Annotated in this window: 19 protein-coding genes; 11 read left to right on the top strand and 8 right to left on the bottom strand. The window is 71.0% G+C overall.

Annotated features, from left to right (window positions below; genetic code table 11):
* The first annotated feature begins 130 nt into the window (after nt 1–130).
* From BM223_RS16080 to BM223_RS16070, 3 genes are read left to right on the top strand one after another with little or no spacing between them, the layout of a single operon-like run.
* On the top strand, nt 131–1,621 hold the full coding sequence (locus tag BM223_RS16080; protein WP_038679707.1) for a CoA-acylating methylmalonate-semialdehyde dehydrogenase: 1,491 nt from the start codon (nt 131–133) through the stop codon (nt 1,619–1,621).
* Nucleotides 1,622–1,631: 10 nt separating this feature from the next.
* Complete coding sequence (locus BM223_RS16075) at nt 1,632–2,984, top strand: aspartate aminotransferase family protein (protein ID WP_038679705.1); 1,353 nt, start codon at nt 1,632–1,634, stop codon at nt 2,982–2,984.
* Between the two features lie 20 nt (nt 2,985–3,004).
* Nucleotides 3,005–3,433, top strand: a complete 429-nt coding sequence (locus BM223_RS16070) for a DUF6389 family protein (protein WP_038679703.1) — start codon at nt 3,005–3,007, stop codon at nt 3,431–3,433.
* Here the strand turns inward: BM223_RS16070 and BM223_RS16065 are convergent.
* The gene (locus tag BM223_RS16065) at nt 3,430–4,650 is read right to left on the bottom strand and encodes a saccharopine dehydrogenase family protein (RefSeq protein WP_038679701.1); all 1,221 of its coding nucleotides are present in this window, start codon (nt 4,648–4,650) and stop codon (nt 3,430–3,432) included. The genes BM223_RS16070 and BM223_RS16065 overlap by 4 nt on opposite strands.
* A 4-nt stretch (nt 4,651–4,654) precedes the next feature.
* Complete coding sequence (locus BM223_RS16060; protein WP_038679699.1) at nt 4,655–6,094, bottom strand: gamma-aminobutyraldehyde dehydrogenase; 1,440 nt, start codon at nt 6,092–6,094, stop codon at nt 4,655–4,657.
* A gap of 122 nt (nt 6,095–6,216) precedes the next feature.
* On the opposite strand from BM223_RS16060, the gene BM223_RS16055 reads away from it, so the two are divergent.
* The 3 genes from BM223_RS16055 (at nt 6,217) to BM223_RS16045 (ending at nt 14,707) form a co-directional block, all read left to right on the top strand.
* A complete protein-coding gene (locus BM223_RS16055; RefSeq protein ID WP_038679697.1) occupies nt 6,217–7,611 on the top strand; it encodes an aspartate aminotransferase family protein in 1,395 nt (464 codons plus the stop codon).
* A gap of 326 nt (nt 7,612–7,937) precedes the next feature.
* Complete coding sequence (locus tag BM223_RS16050) at nt 7,938–13,970, top strand: Ig-like domain-containing protein (protein ID WP_052138755.1); 6,033 nt, start codon at nt 7,938–7,940, stop codon at nt 13,968–13,970.
* Entirely contained in the window at nt 13,967–14,707 is a 741-nt protein-coding gene (locus BM223_RS16045; protein ID WP_038679695.1) for a hypothetical protein, read from the top strand. The genes BM223_RS16050 and BM223_RS16045 overlap by 4 nt, the downstream gene beginning before the upstream one ends.
* Here BM223_RS16045 and BM223_RS16040 read toward each other — a convergent pair.
* The 4 genes from BM223_RS16040 to BM223_RS16025 are packed head-to-tail and all read right to left on the bottom strand — an operon-like array spanning nt 14,704 to nt 18,647.
* Entirely contained in the window at nt 14,704–15,522 is an 819-nt protein-coding gene (locus tag BM223_RS16040) for an ABC transporter permease (protein WP_038679693.1), read from the bottom strand. The genes BM223_RS16045 and BM223_RS16040 overlap by 4 nt on opposite strands.
* The gene (locus BM223_RS16035; RefSeq protein ID WP_038679690.1) at nt 15,519–16,367 is read right to left on the bottom strand and encodes an ABC transporter permease; all 849 of its coding nucleotides are present in this window, start codon (nt 16,365–16,367) and stop codon (nt 15,519–15,521) included. The genes BM223_RS16040 and BM223_RS16035 overlap by 4 nt, the downstream gene beginning before the upstream one ends.
* On the bottom strand, nt 16,367–17,512 hold the full coding sequence (locus BM223_RS16030) for an ABC transporter ATP-binding protein (RefSeq protein WP_038679689.1): 1,146 nt from the start codon (nt 17,510–17,512) through the stop codon (nt 16,367–16,369). The genes BM223_RS16035 and BM223_RS16030 overlap by 1 nt, the downstream gene beginning before the upstream one ends.
* The gene (locus BM223_RS16025; protein WP_235318927.1) at nt 17,496–18,647 is read right to left on the bottom strand and encodes an ABC transporter substrate-binding protein; all 1,152 of its coding nucleotides are present in this window, start codon (nt 18,645–18,647) and stop codon (nt 17,496–17,498) included. Before BM223_RS16025 ends, BM223_RS16030 begins: the two co-directional genes overlap by 17 nt.
* A gap of 175 nt (nt 18,648–18,822) precedes the next feature.
* Here BM223_RS16025 and BM223_RS16020 point away from each other — a divergent pair, with 175 nt between their 5' ends.
* Nucleotides 18,823–19,287, top strand: a complete 465-nt coding sequence (locus tag BM223_RS16020; protein ID WP_038679685.1) for an Lrp/AsnC family transcriptional regulator — start codon at nt 18,823–18,825, stop codon at nt 19,285–19,287.
* 4 nt (nt 19,288–19,291) lie between these two features.
* On the opposite strand, the gene BM223_RS30080 is transcribed toward BM223_RS16020, so the two are convergent.
* Entirely contained in the window at nt 19,292–19,876 is a 585-nt protein-coding gene (locus BM223_RS30080) for a TetR/AcrR family transcriptional regulator (RefSeq protein ID WP_038679683.1), read from the bottom strand.
* Between the two features lie 62 nt (nt 19,877–19,938).
* Here BM223_RS30080 and BM223_RS16010 point away from each other — a divergent pair, with 62 nt between their 5' ends.
* Complete coding sequence (locus BM223_RS16010) at nt 19,939–20,427, top strand: FBP domain-containing protein (protein WP_038679681.1); 489 nt, start codon at nt 19,939–19,941, stop codon at nt 20,425–20,427.
* A gap of 3 nt (nt 20,428–20,430) precedes the next feature.
* On the opposite strand, the gene BM223_RS16005 is transcribed toward BM223_RS16010, so the two are convergent.
* Nucleotides 20,431–21,066: a TetR/AcrR family transcriptional regulator gene (locus tag BM223_RS16005; protein ID WP_052138754.1), complete on the bottom strand. Its 636-nt coding sequence runs from the start codon at nt 21,064–21,066 to the stop codon at nt 20,431–20,433.
* A gap of 99 nt (nt 21,067–21,165) precedes the next feature.
* Here BM223_RS16005 and BM223_RS16000 point away from each other — a divergent pair, with 99 nt between their 5' ends.
* The 3 genes from BM223_RS16000 to BM223_RS15990 are packed head-to-tail and all read left to right on the top strand — an operon-like array spanning nt 21,166 to nt 26,295.
* Complete coding sequence (locus BM223_RS16000; RefSeq protein ID WP_038679679.1) at nt 21,166–22,650, top strand: aldehyde dehydrogenase family protein; 1,485 nt, start codon at nt 21,166–21,168, stop codon at nt 22,648–22,650.
* Nucleotides 22,651–22,687: 37 nt separating this feature from the next.
* Complete coding sequence (locus BM223_RS15995) at nt 22,688–24,226, top strand: APC family permease (protein ID WP_038679677.1); 1,539 nt, start codon at nt 22,688–22,690, stop codon at nt 24,224–24,226.
* Nucleotides 24,223–26,295: an oxidoreductase gene (locus BM223_RS15990; RefSeq protein ID WP_038679675.1), complete on the top strand. Its 2,073-nt coding sequence runs from the start codon at nt 24,223–24,225 to the stop codon at nt 26,293–26,295. Before BM223_RS15995 ends, BM223_RS15990 begins: the two co-directional genes overlap by 4 nt.
* Nucleotides 26,296–26,305 lie beyond the last annotated feature (10 nt).

Raw genomic sequence — 26,305 nt, 5'->3', positions numbered from 1 at the left:
GGGGCGACGCTAGGACTCCGCGGGTCACCCCTGGCGGCTTCGGGGAAACCTTTACCCTCGCCTCAGGGCGCATTGTCACAGGTCAAACTGCTCTTTGCAGGGGTAGGTGCTGGCACATATCGTCGTCCGCATGAGCGAACGCGTCTCCCACTGGATCGACGGCCAGGTCGTCGCGGGCACCTCCGGCCGCACCGCACCTGTCCACAACCCCGCCACCGGCGCCGTGACGGCCGAGGTCGACCTGGCCTCCGCGAGCGAGGTCGCCGCGGTCGTGGCCCGCGCCGGCGAGGCCGCCCGCGCCTGGCGCGGCTCCTCGCTGTCGCAGCGCGCGGCCGTGCTGTTCGCCTTCCGCGAGCTGCTGCACGACCGCTCCGACGAGCTGGCCCGGATCATCACCTCCGAGCACGGCAAGGTCCACGCCGACGCCCTGGGGGAGATCGCGCGCGGGCTCGAGAACGTCGAGTTCGCGACCGGCGTCCCGCAGCTGCTCAAGGGCGGCTACTCCGAGCAGGCCGCGTCGGGGGTCGACGTCTACGACATCCGCCAGCCGCTGGGCGTGGTCGCCGGCATCACCCCGTTCAACTTCCCGGCCATGGTCCCGCTGTGGATGTGCGCCAACGCCATCGCCTGCGGCAACGCGTTCGTGCTCAAGCCCAGCGAGAAGGACCCGTCCGCGGCGCTCTTCATCGCCCGGCTCTGGAAGGAGGCCGGGCTTCCCGACGGCGTCTTCAGCGTCGTGCACGGCGACAAGGAGGCGGTCGACGCACTGCTCGTGCACCCCGACGTCGCCGCGGTGAGCTTCGTCGGCTCGACCCCGATCGCCAAGTACATCTACGAGACCGGCACCGCCCACGGCAAGCGGGTCCAGGCCCTCGGCGGCGCCAAGAACCACGCCCTGGTGCTGCCCGACGCCGACCTCGACGTCGCCGCCGACGCCATCGTCTCGGCCGCCTACGGCGCCGCGGGCGAGCGCTGCATGGCGCTGTCCGTCGCGGTCGCCGTGGGCGACATCGCCGACCCGCTGGTCGACGCGATCGCGCTGCGCCTGCCCAAGCTCGTCGTCGGCGACGGCGCCGCCGAGGGCACCGACATGGGTCCGCTGATCACCCGCGAGCACCGCGACAAGGTCGCCGGGTACGTCGACGCCGGCGAGGCGCAGGGGGCGACCGTGGTCGTCGACGGCCGCGCGGCCGACGTACCGGCCGACGGCTTCTTCCTCGGCACCACGCTGCTCGACAACGTGACGCCCGAGATGACGGTCTACACCGACGAGATCTTCGGGCCGGTGCTCGGCGTCGTCCGGGTCGACACCTACGACGAGGGCCTGGCGCTCATCAACGCCAACCGCTACGCCAACGGCACTGCGATCTTCACCCGCGACGGCGGTGCCGCGCGCCGCTTCCAGTACGACGTCGAGGTCGGCATGGTCGGCATCAACGTGCCGATCCCGGTCCCCGTGGCCTACTACTCGTTCGGCGGCTGGAAGGACTCGCTGTTCGGCGACACCCACATGTACGGCCCCGAGGGGATCAGCTTCTACACCCGCGGCAAGGTGATCACCTCGCGCTGGCCCGACCCGGCCACGTCGAGCGTCGACCTCGGCTTCCCGCGGACCCGCTGAGGAGGCGGCCATGGACCTCGACTACGACGCCGCCACGATCCGGCGTCTCGACAAGGACCACGTCTTCCACTCGTGGTCCGCGCAGGCCCAGATCAGCCCGCTGCCGATCGCGGGCGCCGAGGGCAGCTGGTTCTGGGACGCCGACGGCAAGCGCTACCTCGACTTCTCCTCGCAGCTGGTCAACGTCAACATCGGCCACCAGCACCCGGCGATCGTCGCGGCGATCCAGGAGCAGGCGGGCCGGCTGACCACGCTCGCGCCCGGCTTCGCCAACGACGTCCGGGCCGAGGCCGCGCGGCTCATCGCCGAGGTCGCGCCGGGCGACCTCGACCAGGTGTTCTTCACCAACGGCGGCGCCGAGGCCAACGAGAACGCCATCCGGATGGCGCGCCTGCACACGGGACGGCACAAGGTCCTCGCCGCCTACCGCAGCTACCACGGCGCCACGGCCGGCGCGATCGCGCTCACCGGCGACCCGCGGCGCTGGGCCTCCGAGCCGGGCCTGCCGGGCGTCGTCCGCTACTGGGGCCCGTACCTGTACCGCTCGGCCTTCCACGCCACCACCGAGGCCGAGGAGTGCGAGCGCGCGCTGAGCCACCTGCGCGACCTCGTCGCCGTCGAGGGACCGCAGACGATCGCGGCGATCATCCTCGAGACCGTTGTGGGCACCAACGGCATCCTGGTCCCGCCCGAGGGCTACCTGGCCGGTGTCCGTGCGCTGTGCGACGAGTTCGGCATCGTGCTGGTCGCCGACGAGGTGATGGCCGGCTTCGCCCGCTGCGGCGAGTGGTTCGCCGTCGACCGCTGGGGCGTGACCCCCGACCTCATCACGTTCGCCAAGGGGGTGAACTCCGGGTACGTGCCGCTCGGCGGCGTCGTGATCTCCGCCGAGATCGCGGCCACCTTCGCCGATCGCCCTTTCCCCGGCGGGCTCACCTACTCCGGCCACCCGCTCGCGTGCGCCTCGGCCGTCGCCAGCATCAACGTGATGCGCGACGAGAAGGTCGTCGAGAACGCCCGCCGCCTCGGCGACGAGGTGCTCGGCCCCGAGCTGCGCGCGCTCGCCGAGCGGCACCCGAGCGTCGGCGAGGTCCGCGGACTCGGCGCCTTCTGGGCGCTCGAGCTCGTCCGCGACCGCGCCACGCGCGAGCCGCTCGTGCCGTTCAACGCCGCCGGTCCCGCGGCCGCCCCCATGGGCGAGCTCGCCGCGGCCTGCAAGGCCGAGGGCCTGTGGCCGTTCGTCCACTTCAACCGCACGCACGTCGTACCGCCCTGCACGATCAGCGACGACGAGGCGCGGGCCGGGATCGCCATCCTCGACCGGGCGCTCGACATCGCCGACCGCTACTACACGGGGGCCTGAGCCTCTCTAGGCTCAGCGCCGTGGACCACGACGCCTACACCCGCGCCCTGCGCCGGATCCTCGACACCCGCACCGCCGACGTCGCCACCCGACTGCGCCGGATCGCGGAGGTCGCCACCGGACCGGAGGGGGCGCGGGTGCAGGCCGTCGTGGTCGACGTGTTCCCCGACCAGGACGGCGAGGGCACCTTCGAGGTCTGGGCGCGCTTCGACGGCGCCGACTTCTTCGCCTTGAACAAGCCGATCGACGACGTGCGCCACCTCTTCGGCGTCGTGCACACCGAGACCGGCCTCGACCCCGAGGTGCCCGCGCCCCCTGCGGGCACGACGCCGTACGACCTCGCCGACGCGATCGCGGCGGTGGTCACCGCGTGGGTCGAGGAGATCTGGGCGGAGGCCGGAGCGGTAGCGTCGGCGGTTCCGTTCGAGGTCGTGCTGAGCGGCGACTAGGACGCTTCCTGCTCCCGCTGCCCCCACGGCGAGCCGTAGGCGCTGAGCAGGTCGAGGAACGGCACCGCGTCGAACGCCTCCGGCCCGAGCACGCCGGCCCCCTTCCAGGCGCCGGTCGCGAGCAGCTCGAGCGCGATGACCGGGTTGACCGCGGTCTGCCACACGACGCACTGGTGGCCGTACTCCGCCATCGACCACGCGTTGTCGACCACGTGGTAGAGGTACGTCGAGCGCGGCGCGCCGTCCTTGCCGGTGCCGGTGACCCACAGCCCCGCGCACGTCTTGCCGGTCATCCGCGGCCCGACCGTCGCCGGGTCGGGCAGCACGGCGGCGACGACGTCACGGGGGGAGACCTCGACACCCTTGACGCGCACCTTGTCGGTGCGGTCGAGGCCGAGGGTGTGGAGCACCTTCAGGATGGTGATGAACTCCTCGCCCAGCCCGTACTTGAAGGTCGCCCGCCGGCAGTCGACCCAGCGCGGCATGAGGAGCACCTCCTCGTGCTCGACGTTGACGCACTCGACCGGCCCGATCCCCTCGGGGAAGTCGAAGACCTCCGGCTCGCTGAACGGGGGAGTGGTGAACCAGCCACGGTCCTTCTCCCAGATCACCGGCGGGTTGAGGCACTCCTCGATCGTGGTCCACATCGAGAACGACGGCGCGAAGATCTCGTTGCCGTCGTCGTCGGTGACCACGAGGTTGGCGCCGTCGCGGGTGCCGAGCTCGTCGATCTCGGAGAACAGGTGGTCGGCGGCGTAGCGCGCGAAGACGTCGGACAGGCCGGGTTCGACGCCCATCCCGACGAGCGCGAGCCGGCCCGCTGCCTCCCACTCGGCGGCGACGGCGAACTGCTCGTCGCCGAGCTTGACCCCCGTCGTCTCGTACGGCGTCTCGGGGTGAGGCTGCGAGAGCGACATCGCCATGTCGAGGTAGTCGGCGCCCGCGGCGAACGCGCCCTCGAAGACGGGCATGTCGAAGACCGGGTCGACGGCGTTCATCACGTGCGTGATCCGGTGCGCGCGGCACAGCGCGCTCACCGACTCGGCGGACGACGCGTCGATCTGCGCGGCCGTGAACCGGGCGTCCACGGAAGCGGCCCTCTCGGCGCGCGCGAGGTCGTAGTCGGCGACCACGATCGCCTCGAAGAAGTCGCGGCGCGCGGCGATCGCGGCGAAGGCGCCGCCGACGCCGCCCGCGCCGACCAACAGGATCCTCATCTGCTCACTCCCCGGAGTAGGACATGACGTGCTTGATGCGGGTGTAGTCCTCCAGGCCGTACATCGACAGGTCCTTGCCGTAGCCGGAGTGCTTGAAGCCGCCGTGCGGCATCTCGGAGACGAACGGGATGTGGGTGTTGATCCACACCACGCCGAAGTCGAGACGCTTGGACATCCGCAGCGCGCGGCCGTGGTCCTTGGTCCACACGCTGGAGGACAAGCCGTAGCGGACGTCGTTGGCGTTGCGGAGCGCCTCGGCCTCGTCGGCGAAGCGCTGCACGGTGATGACCGGGCCGAAGATCTCGTCCTGGACCACCTCGTCGGTCTGCCGCAGCCCGGACACGACGGTCGCGTCGTAGAAGTAGCCGCCCTCACCCCCTTGGACGACGGGCCGCGAGCCGCCCGCCTCGATGGTGGCGTGGTCGGGGAGCCGGTCGACCATGCCCGCCACCCGGGCCAGCTGGTCGGGGTTGTTGAGCGCCCCGAAGGCGACGCCGGGGTCGCTCGGCAGCCCGGTCCGGGTCGCGCGCGCCTGCTCGGCGAGCGCCGCCACGAAGTCGTCGTGGACCGCGTCCGCGACGAGGACCCGGGTGGCGGCGGTGCAGTCCTGGCCGGCGTTGAAGTAGCCGGCGCCGGCGATCGCCTCGGCGGCCGCGGCGAGGTCGGCGTCCTCGAAGACCACGACCGGCGCCTTGCCGCCGAGCTCGAGGTGAACGCGCTTGAGGCCGGGGGCCGCGGACGCGGCGACCTCGCTGCCCGCCCGGACCGAGCCGGTGATCGCGACCAGCTGCGGCGTGGGGTGCTCGACGAGAGCGCGCCCGGTGTCGCGGTCGCCGCACACGACGTTGAGGACGCCGGGCGGCAGGTGCTCCGCGGCGAGCTCGGCGAGCAGCACGGTGCTCGCGGGCGTGGTGTCGCTCGGCTTGAGGACGATGGTGTTGCCGGCCGCGAGCGCGGGGGCGATCTTCCAGATCGCCATCATCAGGGGGTAGTTCCAGGGCGTCACCTGGCCCACGACGCCGATCGGCTCGCGCCGGACCCACGACGTGTGGTCCTTGAGGTACTCCCCGGCGCTGCGGCCCTCCAGCACCCGCGCGGCACCCGCGAAGAAGCGCAGCTCGTCGACGCTGGGCGGCAGCTCCTCGTCGCGGGTCAGCCCGACCGGCTTGCCGGTGTTGCGGCACTCCGCCTCGACGAACTCCTCGCTGCGGTCCTCGAGCCCCTGGGCGATGCGCAGCAGGGCCTCCTGGCGCTCCTTGGGCGTGGTCTCGCCCCAGGTCTCGAAGGCGGTGGCGGCGGCGCGCATGGCGCGGTCGACGTCCTCGGGCCCGCTCGCCGGGGCGGTGGCGTACGCCTGCCCGGTCGCGGGGTCGACGACGTCGTACGTGGCGCCGGAGGCGGCGTCGACGGAGCCGCCGTCGATCAGGTTGCGCAGCGTGGTCATGCGGTGAGAGTAGTCACCAAGCCCGTTGTGCGAAAGGCTCGGAGCAACGAAATCCGTTGCCGAATTCGCGAAGCGCCACTGATTCACTTGCTGTTTCGGCGTCCGGCCGTCAAGATGGTGGGGTGTCAGCCGAATCCGCGCACAGCGCCCTCCAGCAGTCCGCCCGGGACCACCTGTGGATGCACTTCACCCGCATGTCGTCGTACGACACGGCGGACGTGCCGATCATCGTCCGCGGTGACGGCCCCTACGTCTGGGACGCCCAGGGCCGCAAGTACCTCGACGCGCTCGGCGGGCTCTTCGTCAGCCAGCTGGGCCACGGCCGCACCGAGCTCGCCGAGGCGGCCGCGAAGCAGGCCTCCGAGCTGGCGTTCTTCCCGCTCTGGTCCTACGCCCACCCGAGCGCCATCGAGCTCGCCGCGAAGATCGCGGACTACGCCCCCGGTGACCTCAACCGGGTCTTCTTCACCACCGGCGGCGGCGAGGCCGTCGAGTCGGCCTGGAAGCTGGCCAAGAACTACTTCAAGCTCGTCGGCAAGCCCGGCAAGCACAAGGTGATCAGCCGTGCCATCGCCTACCACGGCACCACCCAGGGCGCGCTGTCCATCACCGGCCTGCCCGGCCTCAAGGCGCCCTTCGAGCCCCTCGTGCCCTCGACCTTCCGGGTACCGAACACCAACGCCTACCGGGCCTCCGAGATCACCGGCGGCTTCCTCGACGGCTCCGACCCCGAGGCCTTCGGCCGCTGGGCCGCCGACCAGATCGCGGTCGCCATCGAGAACGAGGGCGCCGACACCGTCGCCGCGGTCTTCCTCGAGCCGGTGCAGAACGCCGGCGGCTGCTTCCCGCCGCCCCCGGGCTACTTCGAGCGGGTGCGCGAGATCTGCGACCGGTACGACGTCCTGCTGGTCTCCGACGAGGTCATCTGCGCCTACGGCCGGCTCGGCCACATGTTCGGCGCCACGCGCTACGGCTACCAGCCCGACATCATCACCTCCGCCAAGGGCATCACGTCCGGCTACTCGCCGCTGGGCGCGATGATCGTGAGCGACCGGCTGTACGAGCCGTTCGCCCACGGCACCGAGACCTTCCTGCACGGCTACACCTTCGGCGGTCACCCGGTCTCGACCGCGGTGGCGCTCAAGAACTTCGAGATCTTCGAGAACGAGAAGATCAACGAGGGCGTGCGCGAGCGTGAGGGTGCCTTCCGCGGCACCCTCGAGAAGCTGCTCGACCTGCCCATCGTCGGCGACGTGCGCGGCGACGGCTTCTTCTACGGCATCGAGCTGGTCAAGGACAAGGCGACCAAGGAGACCTTCGACGAGGACGAGTCCGAGCGGCTGCTGCGCGGGTTCCTGTCCAAGGCGCTCTACGACGCCGGCCTCTACTGCCGCGCCGACGACCGCGGCGACCCGGTCATCCAGCTCTCCCCGCCGCTGATCTGCGGCCAGGAGCACTTCGACGAGATCGAGCAGAAGCTGCGCGCGGTCCTCACCGAGGCGGCCGGGCTGCTCTAGCCACGGGGACGCAGAGCAACCCGCCCGCCACGACGCGGCGGTCCGGAGCCGGAGACGGCACCGGGCCGCCGCGTCGGCATTCCCGGCGCGCCGTTCTCTCGCGGCGCGGCCACCTGGGTGTGGTGACGCCCGCCCGGGAGTGAGGCGCCGGACACGGCAATCGACGATATGCGAACGGGGTGCCCGTCGAGCGTGCGAGAGCCCTCGCTTCGCACCTAGTTTCCCTCTGGGCCACCAGGCCCACGGCGCGACCTGCCCGTCTCGGGCGGACAGGTCGCGGGCGACCCGGCCGGGTCGCGCGCTTGCTGCTCCGAAGGGGAACACTGATGTCTCGTCCGTCCTGGCGACGCCTACCGGCACTGCTCGCCGCCGCCCTCCTGGCGATCTCGGGGGTCGCCCTCGTCGCGGAGGCGCCGATCGCGTCCGCCGCGGCGCAGAACGGCTACGTCTTCAACGACGCCTGGCAGCTGCAGAACCCCGGTTCCACCCGCACCAACGACTCGGCCGAGTCCGACGCGACCAACAGCGCGACCTCGTCGCTGCCGACGTCGACCGGCGCCATCGGGATCACCGCGCGGTTCGCCCCCGGCGGCGACCAGCGGGCCGGAACCAACTACCTCACCAACGGCACCAACCAGTCCGGCTACGGCGGGAGTGCGGGGATGTTCGCCGGTGCTCCGACGCCGGGCAACCTGCCGGCGCTCGGCGTCCTGACCGGAGCCTCGACGTGCGGCGGCGCGCAGGGCACCGCGGCCCACCAGAACTTCGCAGGCTCCTGCGAGGTCGGCACGCTGACCCTGGAGTTCTCCAAGCCGGTCACCGACCCGGTCCTCGACATCTCGGGTCTCGGCGGCTTCGTCCAGCGCAACAGCAACGGCCGCGCCCGTGGTTCGTTCAACGCCACCATCTGGGAGATCGAGACGCCGGGCGTCTCCTTCGCCGCGCCGTCCGCCGGTCGCACCAACCTCGCCGTCGGCAGCACGACGCTGGGGCCCGGTGTCTACAACACCTTCACCCGCTGCGACCAGGACGGGCACCAGGAGCAGTCGGGCAACATCGCCAGCCCGCGGATGACGACCGCCGGCTGCGGCTCGGTCGTCCTGCAGGGAACGTTCACCTCGGTCACCTTCCGGCTCGACTCCCACGTCACGCCGTACTCCACCTTCCCGGCGAGCACGCACGGGACCGGCTCGCTCTACTCCCAGAACATCAACGGCGACCAGTACGCCGACGGCGTCAACGGCTACAACGTCAACCTGACCGAGCAGGCCGTGCTCCCGGGCCGCGCCACCGGCAGCCGTAACTCCGACATGCAGCGGGTCTCGCTCCGCCTGCCCACCCCCGGCGTGATCGGCGACCGGGTCTGGTCCGACACCAACGGCGACGGCATCCAGGACGAGGGCGAGCCGGGTCTCGCCGGCGCGACCGTCGAGCTGCTCGACGGCGACGGCAACCCGGTGACCGACGCCAACGGCAACCCGATCACCGCGACCACCGGCGCCGACGGCGCCTACCGCTTCACCGACCTGCCGCTCGGCGACTACCGGGTGCGGTTCACTGCGCCCGACGGCCGGGAGTTCTCGCCGACCGGTGCCGGCGACCCGGCCTCCGACTCCGACGCGGGCGAGGGCGGTCTGAGCGGCGTCATCACGCTGACCTCCGAGCAGCCCGAGGACCTCACCGTCGACGCGGGCGTGGTCCCGCCCCGGCCCACGGCCAGCCCCGACACCTCGTCGGGTCCGCAGGGCGCCCGGCAGACGGTCGACCCGCTCGTCAACGACGACGGCGACGGCCAGGGCTCCACCCTCGATCCCTCCACGCTGACCCTGCTCGACGCTGCCGGTGAGCCGGCCGACGCGGTCACCGTCTACGACGCCGAGGGCAACGAGATCGGCACCTACACGATCGACCGCTCCGACCCCGACCGGCCGCTGATCGCCTTCCAGCCCGTCCCGACGTTCACCGGCGAGGCCCCGCCGGTCGACTACCGGATCGCCGACAGCAACGGCCGTACCGCCGAATCGACGTACACCCCGACGGTGACGCCGGTGACCCCGACGGCGCAGCCCGACGAGACCTCCGGTCCGCAGGGTCAGGCCCAGTCGGTCGACCCGTTCGTCAACGACGCGCCCGGCGACGACAGCGCTCCTCTGGTCCGGTCGTCGCTGACCCTGCTCGACGGTCCCGACGGCGACCCGGTCGATGCGGTCACCGTCCGCGACGACGAGGGCAACGAGATCGGTACCTACACGATCGACCGCTCCGACCCCGACAACCCGCGGATCGTGTTCCAGCCGGTGCCGAGCTTCACCGGCACCGCGCCGGCGGTCGACTACCGGATCGAGGACGCGAACGGCACGCCGGCGACCTCGACGTACACCCCGACCATCGAGCCGGTGACGCCCCAGGCCAACCCCGACGAGACGTCGGGTCCGCAGGGTGCCGAGCAGTCGGTCGACCCGTTCACCAACGACGAGGCCGGCGACGACGCCGTCCCGCTCGACCGCGACTCGCTCACGCTGCTCGACGACGCCGGCAACCCGGTCGACTCGGTCACCGTCCCCGGTGAGGGCACCTACACGGTGCGCGACGGCAAGCTGGTGTTCCAGCCCGAGCCGGGCTTCACCGGTGAGGCGACCCCGGTGCGCTACCAGGTCGCGGACGTCAACGGGACCACGGCGGACTCGACCTACACCCCGACCGTGACGCCGGTCGCGGAGCCCGACACCACGTCCGGCCCGCAGGGTGTGCCGCAGCGGGTCGACCCGCTCGCCAACGACGGCACCGACGAGGTGACTCTCGACCCGGACACGTTGACCCTGGTCGACGCGGACGGCAACCCGGTCGACTCGGTGACCGTCGAGGGGGAGGGGACCTACACGATCGAGGACGGCCAGATCGTCTTCACCCCCGAGCCCGACTTCACCGGTGAGGCCACCCCGGTCCGCTACCAGGTCAAGGACACCGAGGGGAACACGGTCGAGTCGACCTACACCCCCACCCTCGATCCGGTGACCCCGGTGGCGAACCCCGACAGCACGTCGGGTCCGCAGGGTGTCCCGCAGTCGATCGACCCGTTCGCCAACGACGAGCCCGGCGACCCCGCGGTCCCGCTGGACCGTGACTCGCTCACGCTGCTGGACGGCGCCGGCAACCCGGTCTCGACGGTCTCGGTGCCGGGGGAGGGTGTCTACACGGTCGAGGACGGCAAGATCGTCTTCACCCCCGAGCCGGACTTCACCGGGACCGCGACGCCGGTCGACTACCGGATCGCCGACGTCAACGGCACGACCGCCGACTCGACGTACACCCCGACGCTCAACCCGGTGAGCCCGACCGCCAACCCGGACGTCTCCTCGGGGCCGCAGGGTGCCGAGCAGTCGGTCGACCCGTTCGCCAACGACGAGCCGGGTGACGAGGACGTGCCGCTCGATCCCGAGTCGCTGACGTTGCTGGATGCTGACGGCAACCCGGTCGACGAGGTGGTGGTGCCCGGTGAGGGCACCTACACAGTGCGCGACGGCAAGCTGGTGTTCCAGCCCGAGCCCGGCTTCTCGGGCGAGGCGACCCCGGTGCGCTACCAGGTCGCGGACGTCAACGGGACCACGGCGGACTCGACGTACACCCCGACGGTGGGTGCGGTCGCCAACCCGGATGTCACCTCGGGGCCGCAGGGCGTCCCGCAGCGGGTCGACCCGCTCGCGAACGACGGCACCGACGAGGTGAGCCTGGACCCGGACACGTTGACCCTGGTCGATGCCGACGGCAACCCGGTCGACTCGGTGACCGTCGAGGGGCAGGGTGTCTACACGATCGAGGACGGCCAGATCGTCTTCACCCCCGAGCCCGACTTCGTCGGTGAGGCCACGCCGGTGCGCTACCAGGTCAAGGACACCGAGGGGAACACGGTCGAGTCGACCTACACGCCGACCCTCAACCCGGTGACCCCGGTCGCGAACCCGGACACCACGTCGGGTCCGCAGGGTGTGCCGCAGTCGATCGACCCGTTCGCCAACGACGAGCCGGGCGACGACGCCGTGCCGCTGGACCCCGAGTCGCTCACACTGCTGGACGCCGAGGGCAACCCGACCGATCGCGTCGAGGTGCCGGGCGAGGGCGTCTACACGGTCGAGGACGGCAAGATCGTCTTCACCCCCGAGCCGGACTTCACCGGCACCGCGACGCCGGTCGACTACCGGATCGCCGACGTCAACGGCACGACCGCCGACTCGACGTACACCCCGACGCTCAACCCGGTCACTCCGGTCGCGAACCCGGACACCACCTCCGGTCCGCAGGGTGTGCCGCAGTCGACGGACCCCTTCGCCAACGACGAGCCGGGCGACGACGCCGTGCCGCTGGACCCCGAGTCGCTGACGCTGCTCGATGCCGAGGGCAACCCGGTCGACTCGGTGACGATCGACGGTGAGGGCGTCTACACGGTCGAGGGCGGCAAGATCGTGTTCACGCCGGAGCCGCAGTTCACCGGCACCGCGACGCCGGTCGACTACCGGATCGCCGATGTCAACGGCACGACCGCCGACTCGACGTACACGCCCACGATCGACCCTGTCGCCCCCGTCGCGAACCCGGACACCACCTCCGGCCCGCAGGGTGCGAAGCAGACGGTCGACCCGTTCGCCAACGACGAGCCCGGTGACGACAACGTCCCGCTCGACCGCGACTCGCTCACGCTGCTCGACGCCGAGGGCAACCCGGTCGACTCGGTGACGATCCCCGGCGAGGGCACCTACACGGTCGAGGGCGACAAGATCGTCTTCACGCCGGAGCCGCAGTTCACCGGTGAGGCCACGCCGGTCGACTACCGGATCGCGGACGTCAACGGCACGACCGCCGACTCGACGTACACCCCGACCGTGACACCGGTGGCCCAGCCCGACACGACGTCCGGGCCGCAGGGTGTGCCGCAGTCGGTCGACCCGCTCGCCAACGACAGCGCCGAGGGTGTCGAGCTGGACCCCGACACGCTGACCCTGGTCGACGCGGACGGCAACCCGGTCGACGAGCTGGTGGTGCCGGGCGAGGGCAGCTACACGATCGAGGACGGCAAGATCGTCTTCACGCCCGAGCCGCAGTTCACCGGTGAAGGAACGCCGGTGCGCTACCAGGTCAAGGACTCCGAGGGGAACACCGTCGAGTCGACGTACACGCCGACGGTGACGCCCGTGACGCCGACGGCGAACCCGGACACCACGTCCGGTCCGCAGGGTGTGCCGCAGTCGACGGACCCGTTCGCCAACGACGAGGCGGGCGACCCGGCGGTGCCGCTCGACCCCGATTCACTGACGTTGCTGGATGCCGAGGGCAACCCGGTCGAGTCGGTGACGATCCCCGGTGAGGGCACCTACACGGTCGCGGACGGCAGGATCGTGTTCACGCCGGAGCCGCAGTTCACCGGCACCGCGACGCCGGTCGACTACCGGATCGCGGACGTCAACGGCACGACGGCCGAGTCGACGTACACGCCCACGATCGACCCGGTCACCCCGGTCGCGAACCCGGACAAGACGTCGGGTCCGCAGGGTGTCCCGCAGTCGATCGACCCGCTGGCCAACGACGAGGCCGGCGACCCGGCGGTCCCGCTCGACCCCGATTCGCTCACGCTGCTCGATGCCGAGGGCAACCCGGCCGACTCGGTCACCGTTCCCGGTGAGGGCACCTACACGATCGAGGACGGCAAGATCGTGTTCACCCCCGAGCCGCAGTTCACCGGCACCGCGACGCCGGTCGACTACCGGATCGCCGACGTCAACGGGACCACCGCGCGGTCGACGTACACGCCCACGATCGATCCGGTCACGCCCACCGCCAGCCCGGACAAGACGTCCGGCCCGAAGGGCAAGCCGCAGTCGATCGACCCGCTCGCCAACGACAAGGCCGGCGACCCCGCCGTCCCGCTCGACCCGAGCTCGCTCACGCTGCTCGACAAGGACGGCAACCCGGTCGACACCGTGACCGTTCCCGGCGAGGGCGTCTACACGATCGAGGACGGCAAGATCGTCTTCACCCCCGAGCCGGACTTCACCGGCACCGCGACGCCGGTCCGCTACCGGGTCGCGGACGTGAACGGGACGACCACCGAGTCGACGTACACGCCGACGGTGCTGCCGGACGCCCCCGTGCCCGGCGAGCCGGGGCCGGGCGAGCCCAGCAAGCCCGGGAAGCCCGGGAAGTCGGCCAAGCCCGGCACGCCGGGGACGCCGGGGACGACGGCCAAGAACGGCGACTTGCCCGCCACCGGCTCCGAGGTCTCGCCCGCCCTGCTCGGGCTCGGCGTGGCGGCCCTGGTCGGCGGCCTCCTCTTCACCTGGGTCGGGCGCCGCAGGAACCGCGCATGACGCCGGCGCGTTCGGTCGCGCTGCTCCTGGCCGCGCTGCTGGGGATCGCCGGGGTGGCCACGGCCCCGGCGGCCCCGGCGGCCCCGGCGGCCCCGGTCACGCGGGTCGCCGCCGACGAGGGCGGCGTGACCGTCCGGACCACCGAGGAGTCGGTCGAGGTCGGCACCCGCCCCGTCTTCGAGGTGACCTCCGCGGAGCCCGGCCCGGGCCGGTTCCGGATCGCGGTGCTGAGCACGTTCGGCAAGGGCAAGGGCCTCCCCAAGGACAAGCGCGAGTGGCAGACCCGCGTCGCGTACGACGGCGAGCCGCTCCGCGTGGACGGCCCCTACCTGCGCGTGGGGAGCTACCGGGTCAAGGTGTGGTTCGTCCCCACGGGCACCGAGAACACCGACAGCAGCGACGGCAGCGACAGCAGCGACGGTGCCGAGACGCCGGAGCCGCAGGCCACCACCACCTTCAGCGTCCACACGGTCGACGCGAGCACGTCCAGCGACGACGAGGCCTCGGCAGCGTCAGCAGACGACAACGACTCCACCGACGGTTCCGCTCTCCGGTGGGTCCTGCTGACCATGGCCGCGGCGGTCCTGGCCGGCGCCGTACTCGTGGCCTACCGCCTGCTCGGACGCAAGCCCGGCCGACGCCGCATCGACGACGCGCCCGGCCCCGCGAGCGCCCCGACCACCGAGCACCCCGAGCCGCCCGAGCACCCCGAGCCACTCGAGCGCCCGGGCAACTAGGCCGCGGCCGGCTTCCGCCGCGTCGCCAGCATGTTCCCCACCACGATCAGCAGCGAGATCAGGAACATGATCGTGCCGATCACGTTGACCTGCATCGGTACGCCGCGCTGCGCGACGCCCCACACGAACATCGGGAAGGTGACGGTCTGGCCCGCGTTGAGGTTGGTGATGATGAAGTCGTCGAACGACAGGGAGAAGCTGAGCAGCGCGGCCGCCGCGATGCCGGGCAGGACCAGGGGGAAGGTGACCTTCCAGAAGGTCACCGCCTCGGAGGCGTAGAGGTCCATCGCCGCCTGCTCGAGGTTGCGGTCGAGCCCGGCCAGCCGGGCCTTGACGGTCACCACCACGAACGACAGGCAGAACATCACGTGGGCGATGAAGATCGTGACCAGGCCGAGCCGACCGCTGTTGCCGGTCGCGACGAACAGGGCGAGCAGTGAGGAGCCCATCACGATCTCGGGCGAGGCCATCGGCAGGAAGATGAGGGTGTTCATCGCCGAGCGGCCGACGAACGAGTGCCGCACGAGCGCGAATGCCGCGAGCGTGCCGAGGATCGTGGCTGCGATCGTCGCGGCCAGGCCGATGCCGACGCTGCGTGCGACCGCCTCGCACATGCCGTTGGGGCCGCAGACGTTGGTCCAGTTGTCGAGCGTGAACCCGCGGAAGGCGTAGATGTTGCGCGACCGGCTGTTGTCGTTGAAGCTCATCAGCATCACGACCGCGATCGGCGTGAACATGTAGGCGACGACGAGCAGGCCGCCGAAGAGGACGAGGTGGTCGCCGATCCACCGTCCGAGACGCTGGACTCCGTTCACAGCAGCTCCTCCGTTCCGGCTCTGCGGATGTAGACCAGGACCGCCGCCACGATGATCACCATCAGCGTGACCGACAGAGCACCGGCCGCGGCGAAGTCGCCGGTGTCGGTGTAGAGGTCCTGGATGACGTTGCCGACCATGCGCTGGTTGGGGCTGCCCAGGAGCTGGGCGTTGATGTAGTCACCGGCCGCGGGGATGAAGGTGAGCAGCGTGCCGGCCACGACGCCGGGCATCGACAGCGGCAGGGTCACCTTGAGGAATCCGCGCAGGGGCGAGGCGTACAGGTCGCCGGCCGCCTCGACCAGCCGGCCGTCGATCTTCTCGAGGCTGGCGTAGAGCGGCAGCACCATGAAGGGCAGGAAGTTGTAGACCAGGCCGGCGATCACCGCCACCGGCGTCGCGAGCAAGCGGCCGTCCTCGCCGAGGATGTGGACGAACCGCAGGGTGTCGACGATGAACCCGTCGTCGGCGAGGATCAGCTTCCACGACAGGGTGCGGACCAGGAAGCTGGTGAAGAACGGCGCGATCACCAGCACCAGCATGAGGTTGCGCCACTTGCCGGCCTTGAACGCGATCGCGTAGGCCAGCACGTAGCCCAGCACCAGGCAGATCGCGGTGGCGAGACCGGCGTACCAGAGCGAGCGCCACAGCTCGGGGCCCGAGTCGCGGATCGCGTCGGCGAAGTTCGCGAAGCGGTAGCTCACGTGGTAGCCGGTCAGGACCGAGCCCTCAGGGTCGTAGAGGCTGTTGGCGAGCAGCGAGTAGAACGGGATGGCGAAGAAGAGGCCGAGCCACAGCGCCGCCGGCAGGATCAGCCAGTAGCCGGTGAGCTTGCGGCCGGTCATCAGGCCTCCTCCACGGCGCCTGCGTTGACGTCCTGGGTGGCCGGGAGCAGGAAGGCGAACTCGGGTCGCCACGAGACGTCGACCTTGGTGCCGTGCGCCAGGACGGCGCGGCGTCCGGTGTTCTGCTCGAAGGCCATCAGCTCCTGGCCCCACGGCATCCGCACGAGGTACTGGGTGCTGACGCCCACGAAGCTCACGTCGGTGATGACGCCACCGGTCATGTGGTTGCCGGGGGCGTCGATCGGCTCGCCCTCGGGAGCGAGGAGCACCTTCTCAGGGCGGATGCCCACCCAGCCGCTGCCCTCGCGGGTGTGCGCCCGGTCGGCCGGGATCGAGACCTGGGTGCCGTGCATGTCGACGCGGACGACGTCGCTGTCGGCGCCAGCGACGGTGCCGGGCATGAGGTTGGTCTGGCCGAGGAAGTTGGCGACGAAGGTGGTGCGCGGGTTCTCGTAGAGCTCGGCGGGCGAACCCATCTGCTCGATCACGCCGCCGTTCATCACCGCGATCGTGTCGGCCATGGTCATCGCCTCCTCCTGGTCGTGCGTGACGTGCACGAAGGTGAGGCCGACCTCGGTCTGGATCCGCTTGAGCTCGATCTGCATGCCGCGGCGCAGCTTGAGGTCGAGGGCACCGAGCGGCTCGTCGAGCAGCAGCACCTCGGGCCGGTTGATGAGCGCCCGGGCGAGCGCGACCCGCTGCTGCTGGCCGCCCGACATCTGCGTCGGCTTCTTGCGGGCCTGGGCCTCCAGCTCGACCAGCGCCAGCATCTCCTGCACCTGGCGATCGACATCCTTGACCCCGCGGCGGCGCAGCCCGAAGGCGACGTTGTCGTGGATGTTGAGATGGGGGAAGAGCGCGTAGTTCTGGAACACCGTGTTGACCGGACGCCGGTAGGGCTTCTGGTAGGTGATCTCGTCCTGCCCGAGGTGGATCGTCCCTGACGTCGGGGTGTCGAGGCCGGCGACCATGCGCAGCGTCGTCGTCTTGCCGCAGCCCGACGGGCCGAGCAGCGCGAAGAAGGTGCCGGCCGGGACCTCGAGGTCGAGCGAGCGGACCGCGGTGAAGGTCGCGAACTCCTTGGTGAGCGCGGTGAGCCGGAGGCTCCGCGCGCTGCCGGACGTGCTCTCAGCCGCCAATGACATCGGCGAAATCTCCTTCGTAGGCGCGGATCTGGAACTCCTCGAGGGCCATGAACGCGTGGGTGGTGGCCAGCGACTCCTCGGTCGGGAAGATCAGGGGGTTGTCGACCAGGCTCGGGTCGACCTTCTCCATCGCCTGCTGGGCGCCCTTGACCGGGCAGATGTACCAGACGAAGGACGCGAGCTTCGCCGCGATCTCCGGCTCGTAGTAGAAGTTGATCCACTCCTCGGCGTTGCCCTGGTGGGTCGCCAGGTTGGGGATCAGCATGTTGTCGGCCCAGATCATCTGGCCCTCCTCCGGCGCCACGAAGACGAGGTCCTCGTTCTCGGCGGCGGCGACGTCGCCCGACCAGGCCTCGCAGGCGAGGATGTTGCCCGCGGAGAGGTCCTGGATGTACTCGTTCCCGGTGAACGCGCGGATCTGGCCGTCACGACGTACCTTGCGCAGCCGGTCGATCGCGTTGTCCCACTCGCTGTCGGTGAACTTCGCCGGGTCGGCGCCCTCGGCGAGCAGCAGCAACCCCATCGTGTCGCGCATCTCGGTGAGCAGCGAGATCCGGCCCTTGAGGTCGGAGCGGGTCAGGAGCTCGTCGAAGGAGCGGACCTCCTTGACCTTGGCCTTGTTGTAGGCGATGCCGGTCAGGCCGCTCTGCCAGGGCGCGGAGTAGGAGCGGTCCTCGTCCCAGCCGACGTGCGCGAGCGAGTCGATCAGGTTGGCGTGCAGGTTGGGGACCTTGTCCTTGTCGAGCGGCTGGATCCAGCCCACCTGGATCATCCGGGCCGCCATCCAGTCGGTGAGCATGAACATGTCGCGCTGGGACGACGTGCACGAGCCGAGCTGGTTGACCACCTTGGCGAAGAACTCCAGGTTGTCGTTGACGTCGGCGGTGTAGTCGACCTTGATGCCGGTCCGCTTCTGGAACATCGTCAGCGTGGACGGACTGCCGTCCTCGTCCTCGTCCATGTAGCCCGGCCAGTTCGACACCACCAGGCGCTTCTCGGACGCCGAGAGGTCGCCCGTTCGGCACTTCGCGGGATCCTGCTTGCGATCCGGTGTGCCGAACAGGGGAAGCACCCCCAGGCTCGCGGCCCCGAGCGCCAGCCCGGCCCCGCCCCGCAGCGCGGTCCTCCGGCTCAATCGACCAGTCAACGAATCGCCACCTCCCCGTCGCTCCGAACCCCCCGGAGCCGACGTCGCATCGTGACATGACTCAGATCACATGACAAGGGATTCCGAAGGGATTCAACGTGATTGCAACGGAATCCGTACTTTCGTGTTGCAAAGGGGTGCCCGGTGCTGTGAGGATCGGCGGGTGAACAAGCCGCGATCCACTCCGCTCGACGACGTCTCCAAGGCGATCATCGCCGAGCTGCAGGAGGACGGGCGCCGCTCCTACGCGGCCATCGGCAAGGCCGTCGGCCTCTCCGAGGCGGCCGTGCGCCAGCGCGTGCAGCGCCTGGTCGACAGCGGGGTCATGCAGGTCGTCGCGGTCACCGACCCCACCGAGATCGGCTTCGCGCGCCAGGCGATGATCGGCATCCGCGCGACCGGCGAGCTCGAGCCCATCGCCGATGCGCTCGCGGAGGTCAAGGAGGTCGACTACGTCGTCATCACGGCGGGCTCGTTCGACCTGCTCGCCGAGGTGGTGTGCGAGAGCGACGAGCACCTGCTCGAGATCATCTCGCGCCGGATCCGCACCATCCCGGGCGTGATGACGACCGAGGCGCTCGTCTACCTGAAGCTGCGCAAGCAGACGTACTCGTGGGGCGTGCGCTGAGCCGCTAGGCCGGCCAGCCCCGCAAGGTCGCATCGAGCGCATCCAGGACGGCGACCCAGCTCTCGTCGCTCGCCGGCGCGCTGTGCGCGAACGAGCCCGCGAGCTCCAGGCTGGCGAAGCCGTGGACGAGGCTGCCGAGGAGCCGGATCGCGTGCACCTCGTACGACGGCGCGAGGGCGTACCCCCGCAGCACCGACCGGGTGAGGTCGGCGTTGCGGCGCCCGGCGGCGATCACGGGGGAGTCGGGGGAGTCGGGGGAGTCCGGGGTGACCGGCGCGCGGGCCGCCTCGTACCGGCCGGGGTGGGCGTGGGCGTAGGTGCGGTAGGTGTCGGCGAAGGCGTGCAGGGCGTCGCGGCCCGAGCGGCCGGCGAGGGCGGCTGCGGCGCGGTCGGCGAGCTCGTCGAGGGCGAGCCGGGTGAGGTCGGTGCGCAGGGCGTCGAGGCCGGCGACGTGGGCGTAGAGGCTGGGTGTCTTGACGCCGAGCTCGCGGGCGAGCGCGGAGAGGGTGAGGGCGTCGTACCCGATCCGGTCGGCGAGGTCGGCCGCGGCGGCGGTGATGCGGTCGGGGGTGAGTCCGGCGCGGGGCACGGCGTCTCCTAAAGATGCTTGGGTTTTGCCTAAAGCATATAGGCAGACGTACCGTCGTGACCATGGACCCCCTGACCGACCGCGAGATCCGGGCCTCCTTCGTGAACTGCTCGAAGGGCGAGGCGTCGCGCCTCCACGTGCCGCGCGACCTGGCCGGGCGGCCGTGGGCCGACCTCGACTACCTGGGCTGGCGCGACCCGCAGTCGCGGACCCGCGGCCACCTCGTCCTGCCGTACGACGGCCGGCTGGTCGGCGCGGTGCTGCGGGCGCCGGAGTCCGGGGTGGGGGCGCGGCGCAGCATGTGCTCGCTGTGCCTGACGGTGCAGTCAGGCGGGGTCGCCCTGTGGGTGGCTCCGCGGGCCGGGAAGGCCGGCAAGCAGGGGCACTCGGTGGGCACCTACGTGTGCGCCAACCTCGCCTGCTCGCTCACCGTGCGCGGCAAGCTGCGCACCGACTCGCCCGGCATGTTCGAGACGCTGACGACCGAGCAGCGGGTGGCCCGGCTCGAGACGAACCTGCGGTCGTTCGTGGCCCGGGTGCTGCGCGACTGAGATCTATTCTTTGCTGGACGCCGCAATCGGCGCGGCCGGCGTGACCCGGACCCCGGTGGCGGCGAACGCGTAGCTCGCCAGCTGCTGCTCGGCCCGCTCGAGCGTGAGCGAGGAGTTGTGCGCGAGCAGGTGCAGGCCGAGCGCGTCCTCGAGCGCGACGAAGTTGCGCGCGATCAGGTCGGCCGGGTCGGTGAGGGTGAAGACGCCGCTGGCCCGGCCCGCCTCGAGGACCGCCGTGTAGAGCGAGACCTCGCGGTCGAAGAGCAACGTCATCAGTGTCGCGTGCATCGGGCTGCGGCTGGCGTTGACCGAGATCTCGTCGAGGACCTGGCTGAGCAGCAGGTCGTCACCGCGCGGAAGCCCTGAGTGCAGGAGGCGAGCGAGCTTCTCGACCGGGGGGAGATCGTCCTCGACGACGCGCTGGCGGGCCCAGTAGTAGCGCTCGGTCGCGGCCTGGTGGGCGGCTTCGACGAGGCTCTCGAGGTCGGGGTAGTAGTAGGCGACGAGGCGCGGGGAGATGCCCGCCTCGTCGGCGATGTTCTTCATGGTGACGCCGCCGAGGCCGTGGGTGGCGATGATCGCCAGCGTCGCCGTGATGAGGTGCTCGCGGCGGGCGGCCTGGTCCTTGCGTCGTGCCATGGCCCCACCGTAGCGGCCGGGACGGAAATCGGCGGGAGCATTGACAGCCTGATGTGATCCGAGCCATATTTGCGCTCAAGCGCAAAGAAAGGATCACTTGTGCGCACACATCAGGACTGGATCGGGCAGGCCGCCGAGGTCTCCTTCCGGACCCGCCCCTTCGTCGGCGGCGCGTTCGTCGACACCGCCGAGGGCAGCTTCGAGAACCGCAACCCCGCCACCGGCGCCCTGCTGGGCGAGGTCGCCGACGCCGGTGCCGCCGGCGTCGAGGCCGCGGTCCGCAGCGCCCGGGCGACCTTCGCCGCCGGCACCTGGAGCCGGGCGGGGGTCGCCTTCCGCCGCGAGCGGATGCTGCGCTTCGCCGACCTGCTCGCCACGCACGCGGCCGAGCTCGCGGTCCTCGACTCGCTCGACATGGGCAAGCGGGTCGTCGACGCGCACGAGCTCGACCTGCCGTTCTCGGTCGACCTCTTCCGCTACTACGCCGAGGCGATCGACAAGATCAACGACGAGGTCGCCCCGACCCCGCCCGGGACGACGGCCCTGATCCGCCGGGTCCCGCTCGGCGTCGTCGGTGCGGTCGTGCCGTGGAACTACCCGGTCGACATGCTCGCCTGGAAGGTCGCGCCCGCGATGGCGGCCGGCAACAGCGTCGTCCTCAAGCCGGCCGAGCAGTCGCCGTCGTCCGCGCTGCGGATCGCGGAGCTCGCCGTCGAGGCCGGCATCCCCGAGGGCGTGCTCAACGTCGTCCCCGGGCTGGGGGAGACCACCGGCCGCGCCCTCGGCCTGCACCCCGACGTCGACGTCCTGGCGTTCACGGGCTCGACCGAGGTGGGCGCCTACTTCCTCCAGTACGCCGGGCAGTCCAACCTCAAGCAGGTCTGGCTCGAGTGCGGCGGCAAGAGCCCCCACGTCGTCTTCGCCGATGCGGAGGACCTCGCCGCCACCGCCAAGGCCACCGCCTTCGGGATCTGGTTCAACCAGGGTGCCGTGTGCTCGGCGCACTCGCGGGTCCTGGTCCAGCGCGAGGTGCACGAGGAGTTCGTCGCGCTCGTGGCCGCCGAGGCGGCGTCGTACGCGCCCGGCGACCCGCTCGACCCGGCGTCCGGCATGGGGGCGGTGGTCTCGCCCGAGCAGACCGACCGGATCATGCAGTACGTCGACGGGGCCAAGGCCTCCGGTGCCCGCCTGGTCACCGGTGGCGAGCGGATCGCCCGCGACGGCAGCGACTGCTTCGTGCAGCCGACCGTGTTCGACGGCGTCGCCCCGACCGACGCCCTCGCCCGTGAGGAGGTGTTCGGACCGGTGCTGGCGATCACGCCCTTCGGCACCGAGGACGAGGCCGTCGCGCTGGCCAACGACACCGCCTACGGTCTCGCCGCCTCGGTCGCCACCGGAAGCCTCAGCCGGGCGCACCGGCTGGCCGAAAGGATCCACGCGGGCACCGTCACCATCAACGGTGTCGACGCCTTCAGCGCCTGGACGCCGTTCGGCGGGTTCAAGGGATCGGGCTTCGGTCGCGACCTCTCGCTCCACGCCCTCGACAAGTACGTCGGTCTCAAGACCGTCTGGATCAACCATTGAGCTCGCGAGCCACCACCACGCCCAAGGGACACGCACCATGACGCAGACCAACCAACCGACCGCGCTCGCCGCGGAGCAGCAGGCCCACCTGCACAAGACGCTGCGACGCTTCGACATCGTCTTCCTGCTCATCGCCGCCGTCGTCGGTCTCGAGACCCTCGGCCAGGTCTCGACGTACGGCGCCGAGGCGTTCACCTGGGCGCTCGTGCTCGCGGTGTTCTTCCTCGTGCCCTACGGCCTGATCTTCGCCGAGACCGGCGCCGCCTTCAGCGAGGAGGGCGGCGCCTACACCTGGGTGCGCGACGCCTTCGGGCGCCCGGCCGCCGCCGTCGCCGCGATCCTCACCTGGATCACCCAGCCGGTGTGGGTCGGCGGCTCGATGGCCTTCCTCGCCGCCCAGACGGTCAGCACCTACATCACGCCGCTCGAGCTCGGCTCCTTCGGCGACTACGTCTTCAAGATCGTCTTCATCTGGATCACCGTCCTGGCCGCCATCGCCAGCCTGGCCAAGGGCAAGTGGCTGCCGACCAGCGGCGCACTGCTCAAGGTCGGCCTGCTCGCGTTCTTCGTGCTGACCACGATCATCTACGCGGCCAAGCACGGCGTCGTCGGCCTGAGCGCCGGCGACTTCAGCCCCACGCTGCTGGGCCTGTTCGGCTCGGTGCCGATCCTGCTCTTCGCCTACCTCGGCTTCGAGTCGTCCAACAGCGCCGCCGGTGAGATGGAGAACCCCGCGCGCGACGTCCCGGTCTCGATCTTCCGCTCCTGCGCGACCGCCGCGATCTGCTACCTGATCCCGATCTTCGCGATCCTGCTCGTCGTCCCGAGCGAGGACATCACCGGCATCGGCGGCCTGCTCGACGCGGTGGGCACCGTCTACTCGGTCTACGGCGGCGCGGCCGACGTCCTGCTCAAGATCACCGCCATCGCCTTCGTCTACATCCTGATGAGCCAGGGCGCCGCGTGGATGATCATCTCCGACCGGATGCAGGCGATGACCGCCGCCGACGGCGCGTTCTTCGGTGGCTTCTTCGGCCGCTTCCACCCCGGCCTCGGTACGCCGGTCCGGGTCAACCTCCTCTCCGGTGCCGTCGCCACCGTCTTCCTGCTCGTGGCCATGCAGGTGACCGGCTCGGGCGCCTCGATCTTCGCCGTGGTGCTCACCATCTCGATCTCGACGTTCCTGCTCAGCTACCTGCTGGTCATCCCCGCCGCGATCCGGCTCCGGACCCGCTACCCCGAGCGCCCCCGGCCGTTCCGGGTGCCGGTCTCCGACCGCGGCTTCGCACTCCTCGGCTGGCTGGCGTTCGCCTGGATCGTGCTCGGCTCGTGGGTCGCCGTCTTCCCCGGCACGCTCGAGCGCCTGTTCGGCGAGGAGTACGACTTCCGCGAGATCTGGGGCGTCAGCCAGCTGACCTTCGAGGCCTTCACGCTCGGCACGCTCGCCTGCCTGATGCTCCTGTGCGCCGTCGGCTACGTCCTCGGCCGGCCGGTGCGTGCGCAGGTCCGCGACCTCCCCGCCGCCGGCTCCACCCTCGACCAGCACGACGATCCCGCCCAGGAGGCGACCCGATGACCGAGCAGCCCGCCGTGGCCGCGCCGTACGACGTCCTGTTCGAGCCGGTGCAGATCGGCCCGTTCACGACGAAGAACCGCTTCTACCAGGTGCCGCACTGCAACGGCATGGGCTACCGCGACCCGAGCGCCCAGGCCTCGATGCGCAAGATCAAGGCCGAGGGCGGCTGGTCGGTCGTGTGCACCGAGCAGGTCGAGATCCACGCGACGTCCGACATCGCGCCGTTCATCGAGCTGCGGATCTGGGACGACCAGGACCTGCCCGCACTCAAGCGGATCGCCGACGCGATCCACGAGGGCGGCGGCCTGGCCGGCATCGAGCTGGCCCACAACGGCATGAACGCGCCCAACCAGCTCAGCCGCGAGACGCCGCTCGGGCCCGGTCACCTGCCGGTCGCGCCCGACACCATCGCGCCGATCCAGGCGCGGGCGATGACCAAGCAGGACATCGACGACCTGCGGCGCTGGCACCGCAACGCCGTCCGGCGCTCGATCGAGGCGGGCTACGACATCGTCTACGTGTACGGCGCACACGGCTACAGCGGCGTCCACCACTTCCTCTCGAAGCGCTACAACCAGCGCACCGACGAGTACGGCGGTTCGCTCGAGAACCGCATGCGCCTGCTGCGCGAGCTCCTGGAGGACACGCTCGACGAGTGCGCCGGCCGGGCGGCCGTGGCCTGCCGGATCACGGTCGAGGAGGAGATCGACGGCGGCATCACCCGCGAGGACATCGAGGGCGTGCTGCGCGAGCTCGGCGAGCTGCCGGACCTCTGGGACTTCGCGATGGGCAGCTGGGAGGGCGACTCCGTCACGTCCCGCTTCGCCCCCGAGGGCCGCCAGGAGGAGTTCGTCGCGGGGCTCAAGAAGCTCACCACCAAGCCCGTCGTCGGCGTCGGCCGGTTCACCTCGCCCGACGCGATGGTGCGCCAGATCAAGGCCGGCATCCTCGACCTGATCGGTGCTGCGCGGCCCTCGATCGCCGACCCGTTCCTGCCGAACAAGATCCGCGACGGCAGGCTCAACCTGATCCGCGAGTGCATCGGCTGCAACATCTGCGTCTCCGGCGACCTCACCATGTCGCCGATCCGCTGCACCCAGAACCCCAGCATGGGTGAGGAGTGGCGGCGCGGCTGGCACCCCGAGCGGATCCGGGCCAAGGAGAGCGACGCCCGCGTCCTCGTGGTCGGCGCCGGTCCGTCGGGCCTCGAGGCGGCGCGCGCGCTCGGCGTCCGCGGGTACGACGTCGTGCTCGCCGAGGCGGGTCGCGACCTCGGCGGCCGGGTCACCCAGGAGTCCGCACTGCCCGGGCTCTCGGCCTGGGGCCGGGTCAAGGAGTACCGCGAGGCCGTCCTGGCCGAGCTGCCCAACGTCGAGATCTACCGCGAGAGCCCGATGACCGGCGACGACATCGTCGAGTTCGGCTTCGAGCACGTGATCACCGCGACCGGCGCCACCTGGCGCACCGACGGCGTCGCGCGCTTCCACACCACCGCACTGCCGATCGCCGAGGGCATGCAGGTGCTCGGACCGGACGACCTGTTCGCCGGACGCCTTCCCGACGGAAAGAAGGTCGTCGTCTACGACGACGACCACTACTACCTAGGGGGTGTCGTGGCCGAGCTGCTCGCGCAGAAGGGCTACGAGGTCTCGATCGTGACGCCGGGCGCGCAGGTCTCGTCGTGGACCAACAACACCTTCGAGGTCAACCGGATCCAGCGCCGGCTCATCGAGAACGGCATCGCCCGGGTCACCGACCACGCGGTGGTCGCGGTGGGTGCGGGCGGCGTCACGGTGCGCGACACCTACGCGAGCATCGAGCGCGAGCTCGAGTGCGACGCCGTCGTCATGGTCACCGCGCGGCTGCCGCGCGAGGAGCTGTACCTCGACCTGGTCGCGCGCCGCGACGCCGGCGAGATCGCGTCGGTGCGGGGCATCGGCGACGCCTGGGCGCCCGGCACCATCGCGGCCGCCGTGTGGAGCGGACGCCGCGCTGCCGAGGAGTTCGACGCCGTGCTGCCCTCGAACGACGAGGTGCCGTTCCGGCGGGAGGTCACCCAGCTGGCGTGAGGCGCAACTC

The sequence above is a fragment of the Pimelobacter simplex genome (genome assembly GCF_900114845.1).
Lineage (GTDB): Bacteria > Actinomycetota > Actinomycetes > Propionibacteriales > Nocardioidaceae > Nocardioides > Nocardioides simplex.
This window is presented reverse-complemented; position numbering and strand designations above follow the sequence as displayed.

Coding starts and splice junctions, on each gene's coding strand:
- BM223_RS16080 (WP_038679707.1), top strand. CDS start 131: ATGAGCGAACGCGTCTCCCACTGGATCGACGGCCAGGTCGTCGCGGGC.
- BM223_RS16075 (WP_038679705.1), top strand. CDS start 1,632: ATGGACCTCGACTACGACGCCGCCACGATCCGGCGTCTCGACAAGGAC.
- BM223_RS16065 (WP_038679701.1), bottom strand. CDS start 4,650: ATGAGGATCCTGTTGGTCGGCGCGGGCGGCGTCGGCGGCGCCTTCGCC.
- BM223_RS16060 (WP_038679699.1), bottom strand. CDS start 6,094: ATGACCACGCTGCGCAACCTGATCGACGGCGGCTCCGTCGACGCCGCC.
- BM223_RS16050 (WP_052138755.1), top strand. CDS start 7,938: ATGTCTCGTCCGTCCTGGCGACGCCTACCGGCACTGCTCGCCGCCGCC.
- BM223_RS16045 (WP_038679695.1), top strand. CDS start 13,967: ATGACGCCGGCGCGTTCGGTCGCGCTGCTCCTGGCCGCGCTGCTGGGG.
- BM223_RS16035 (WP_038679690.1), bottom strand. CDS start 16,367: ATGACCGGCCGCAAGCTCACCGGCTACTGGCTGATCCTGCCGGCGGCG.
- BM223_RS16030 (WP_038679689.1), bottom strand. CDS start 17,512: ATGTCATTGGCGGCTGAGAGCACGTCCGGCAGCGCGCGGAGCCTCCGG.
- BM223_RS16010 (WP_038679681.1), top strand. CDS start 19,939: ATGGACCCCCTGACCGACCGCGAGATCCGGGCCTCCTTCGTGAACTGC.
- BM223_RS16005 (WP_052138754.1), bottom strand. CDS start 21,066: ATGGCACGACGCAAGGACCAGGCCGCCCGCCGCGAGCACCTCATCACG.
- BM223_RS15995 (WP_038679677.1), top strand. CDS start 22,688: ATGACGCAGACCAACCAACCGACCGCGCTCGCCGCGGAGCAGCAGGCC.
- BM223_RS15990 (WP_038679675.1), top strand. CDS start 24,223: ATGACCGAGCAGCCCGCCGTGGCCGCGCCGTACGACGTCCTGTTCGAG.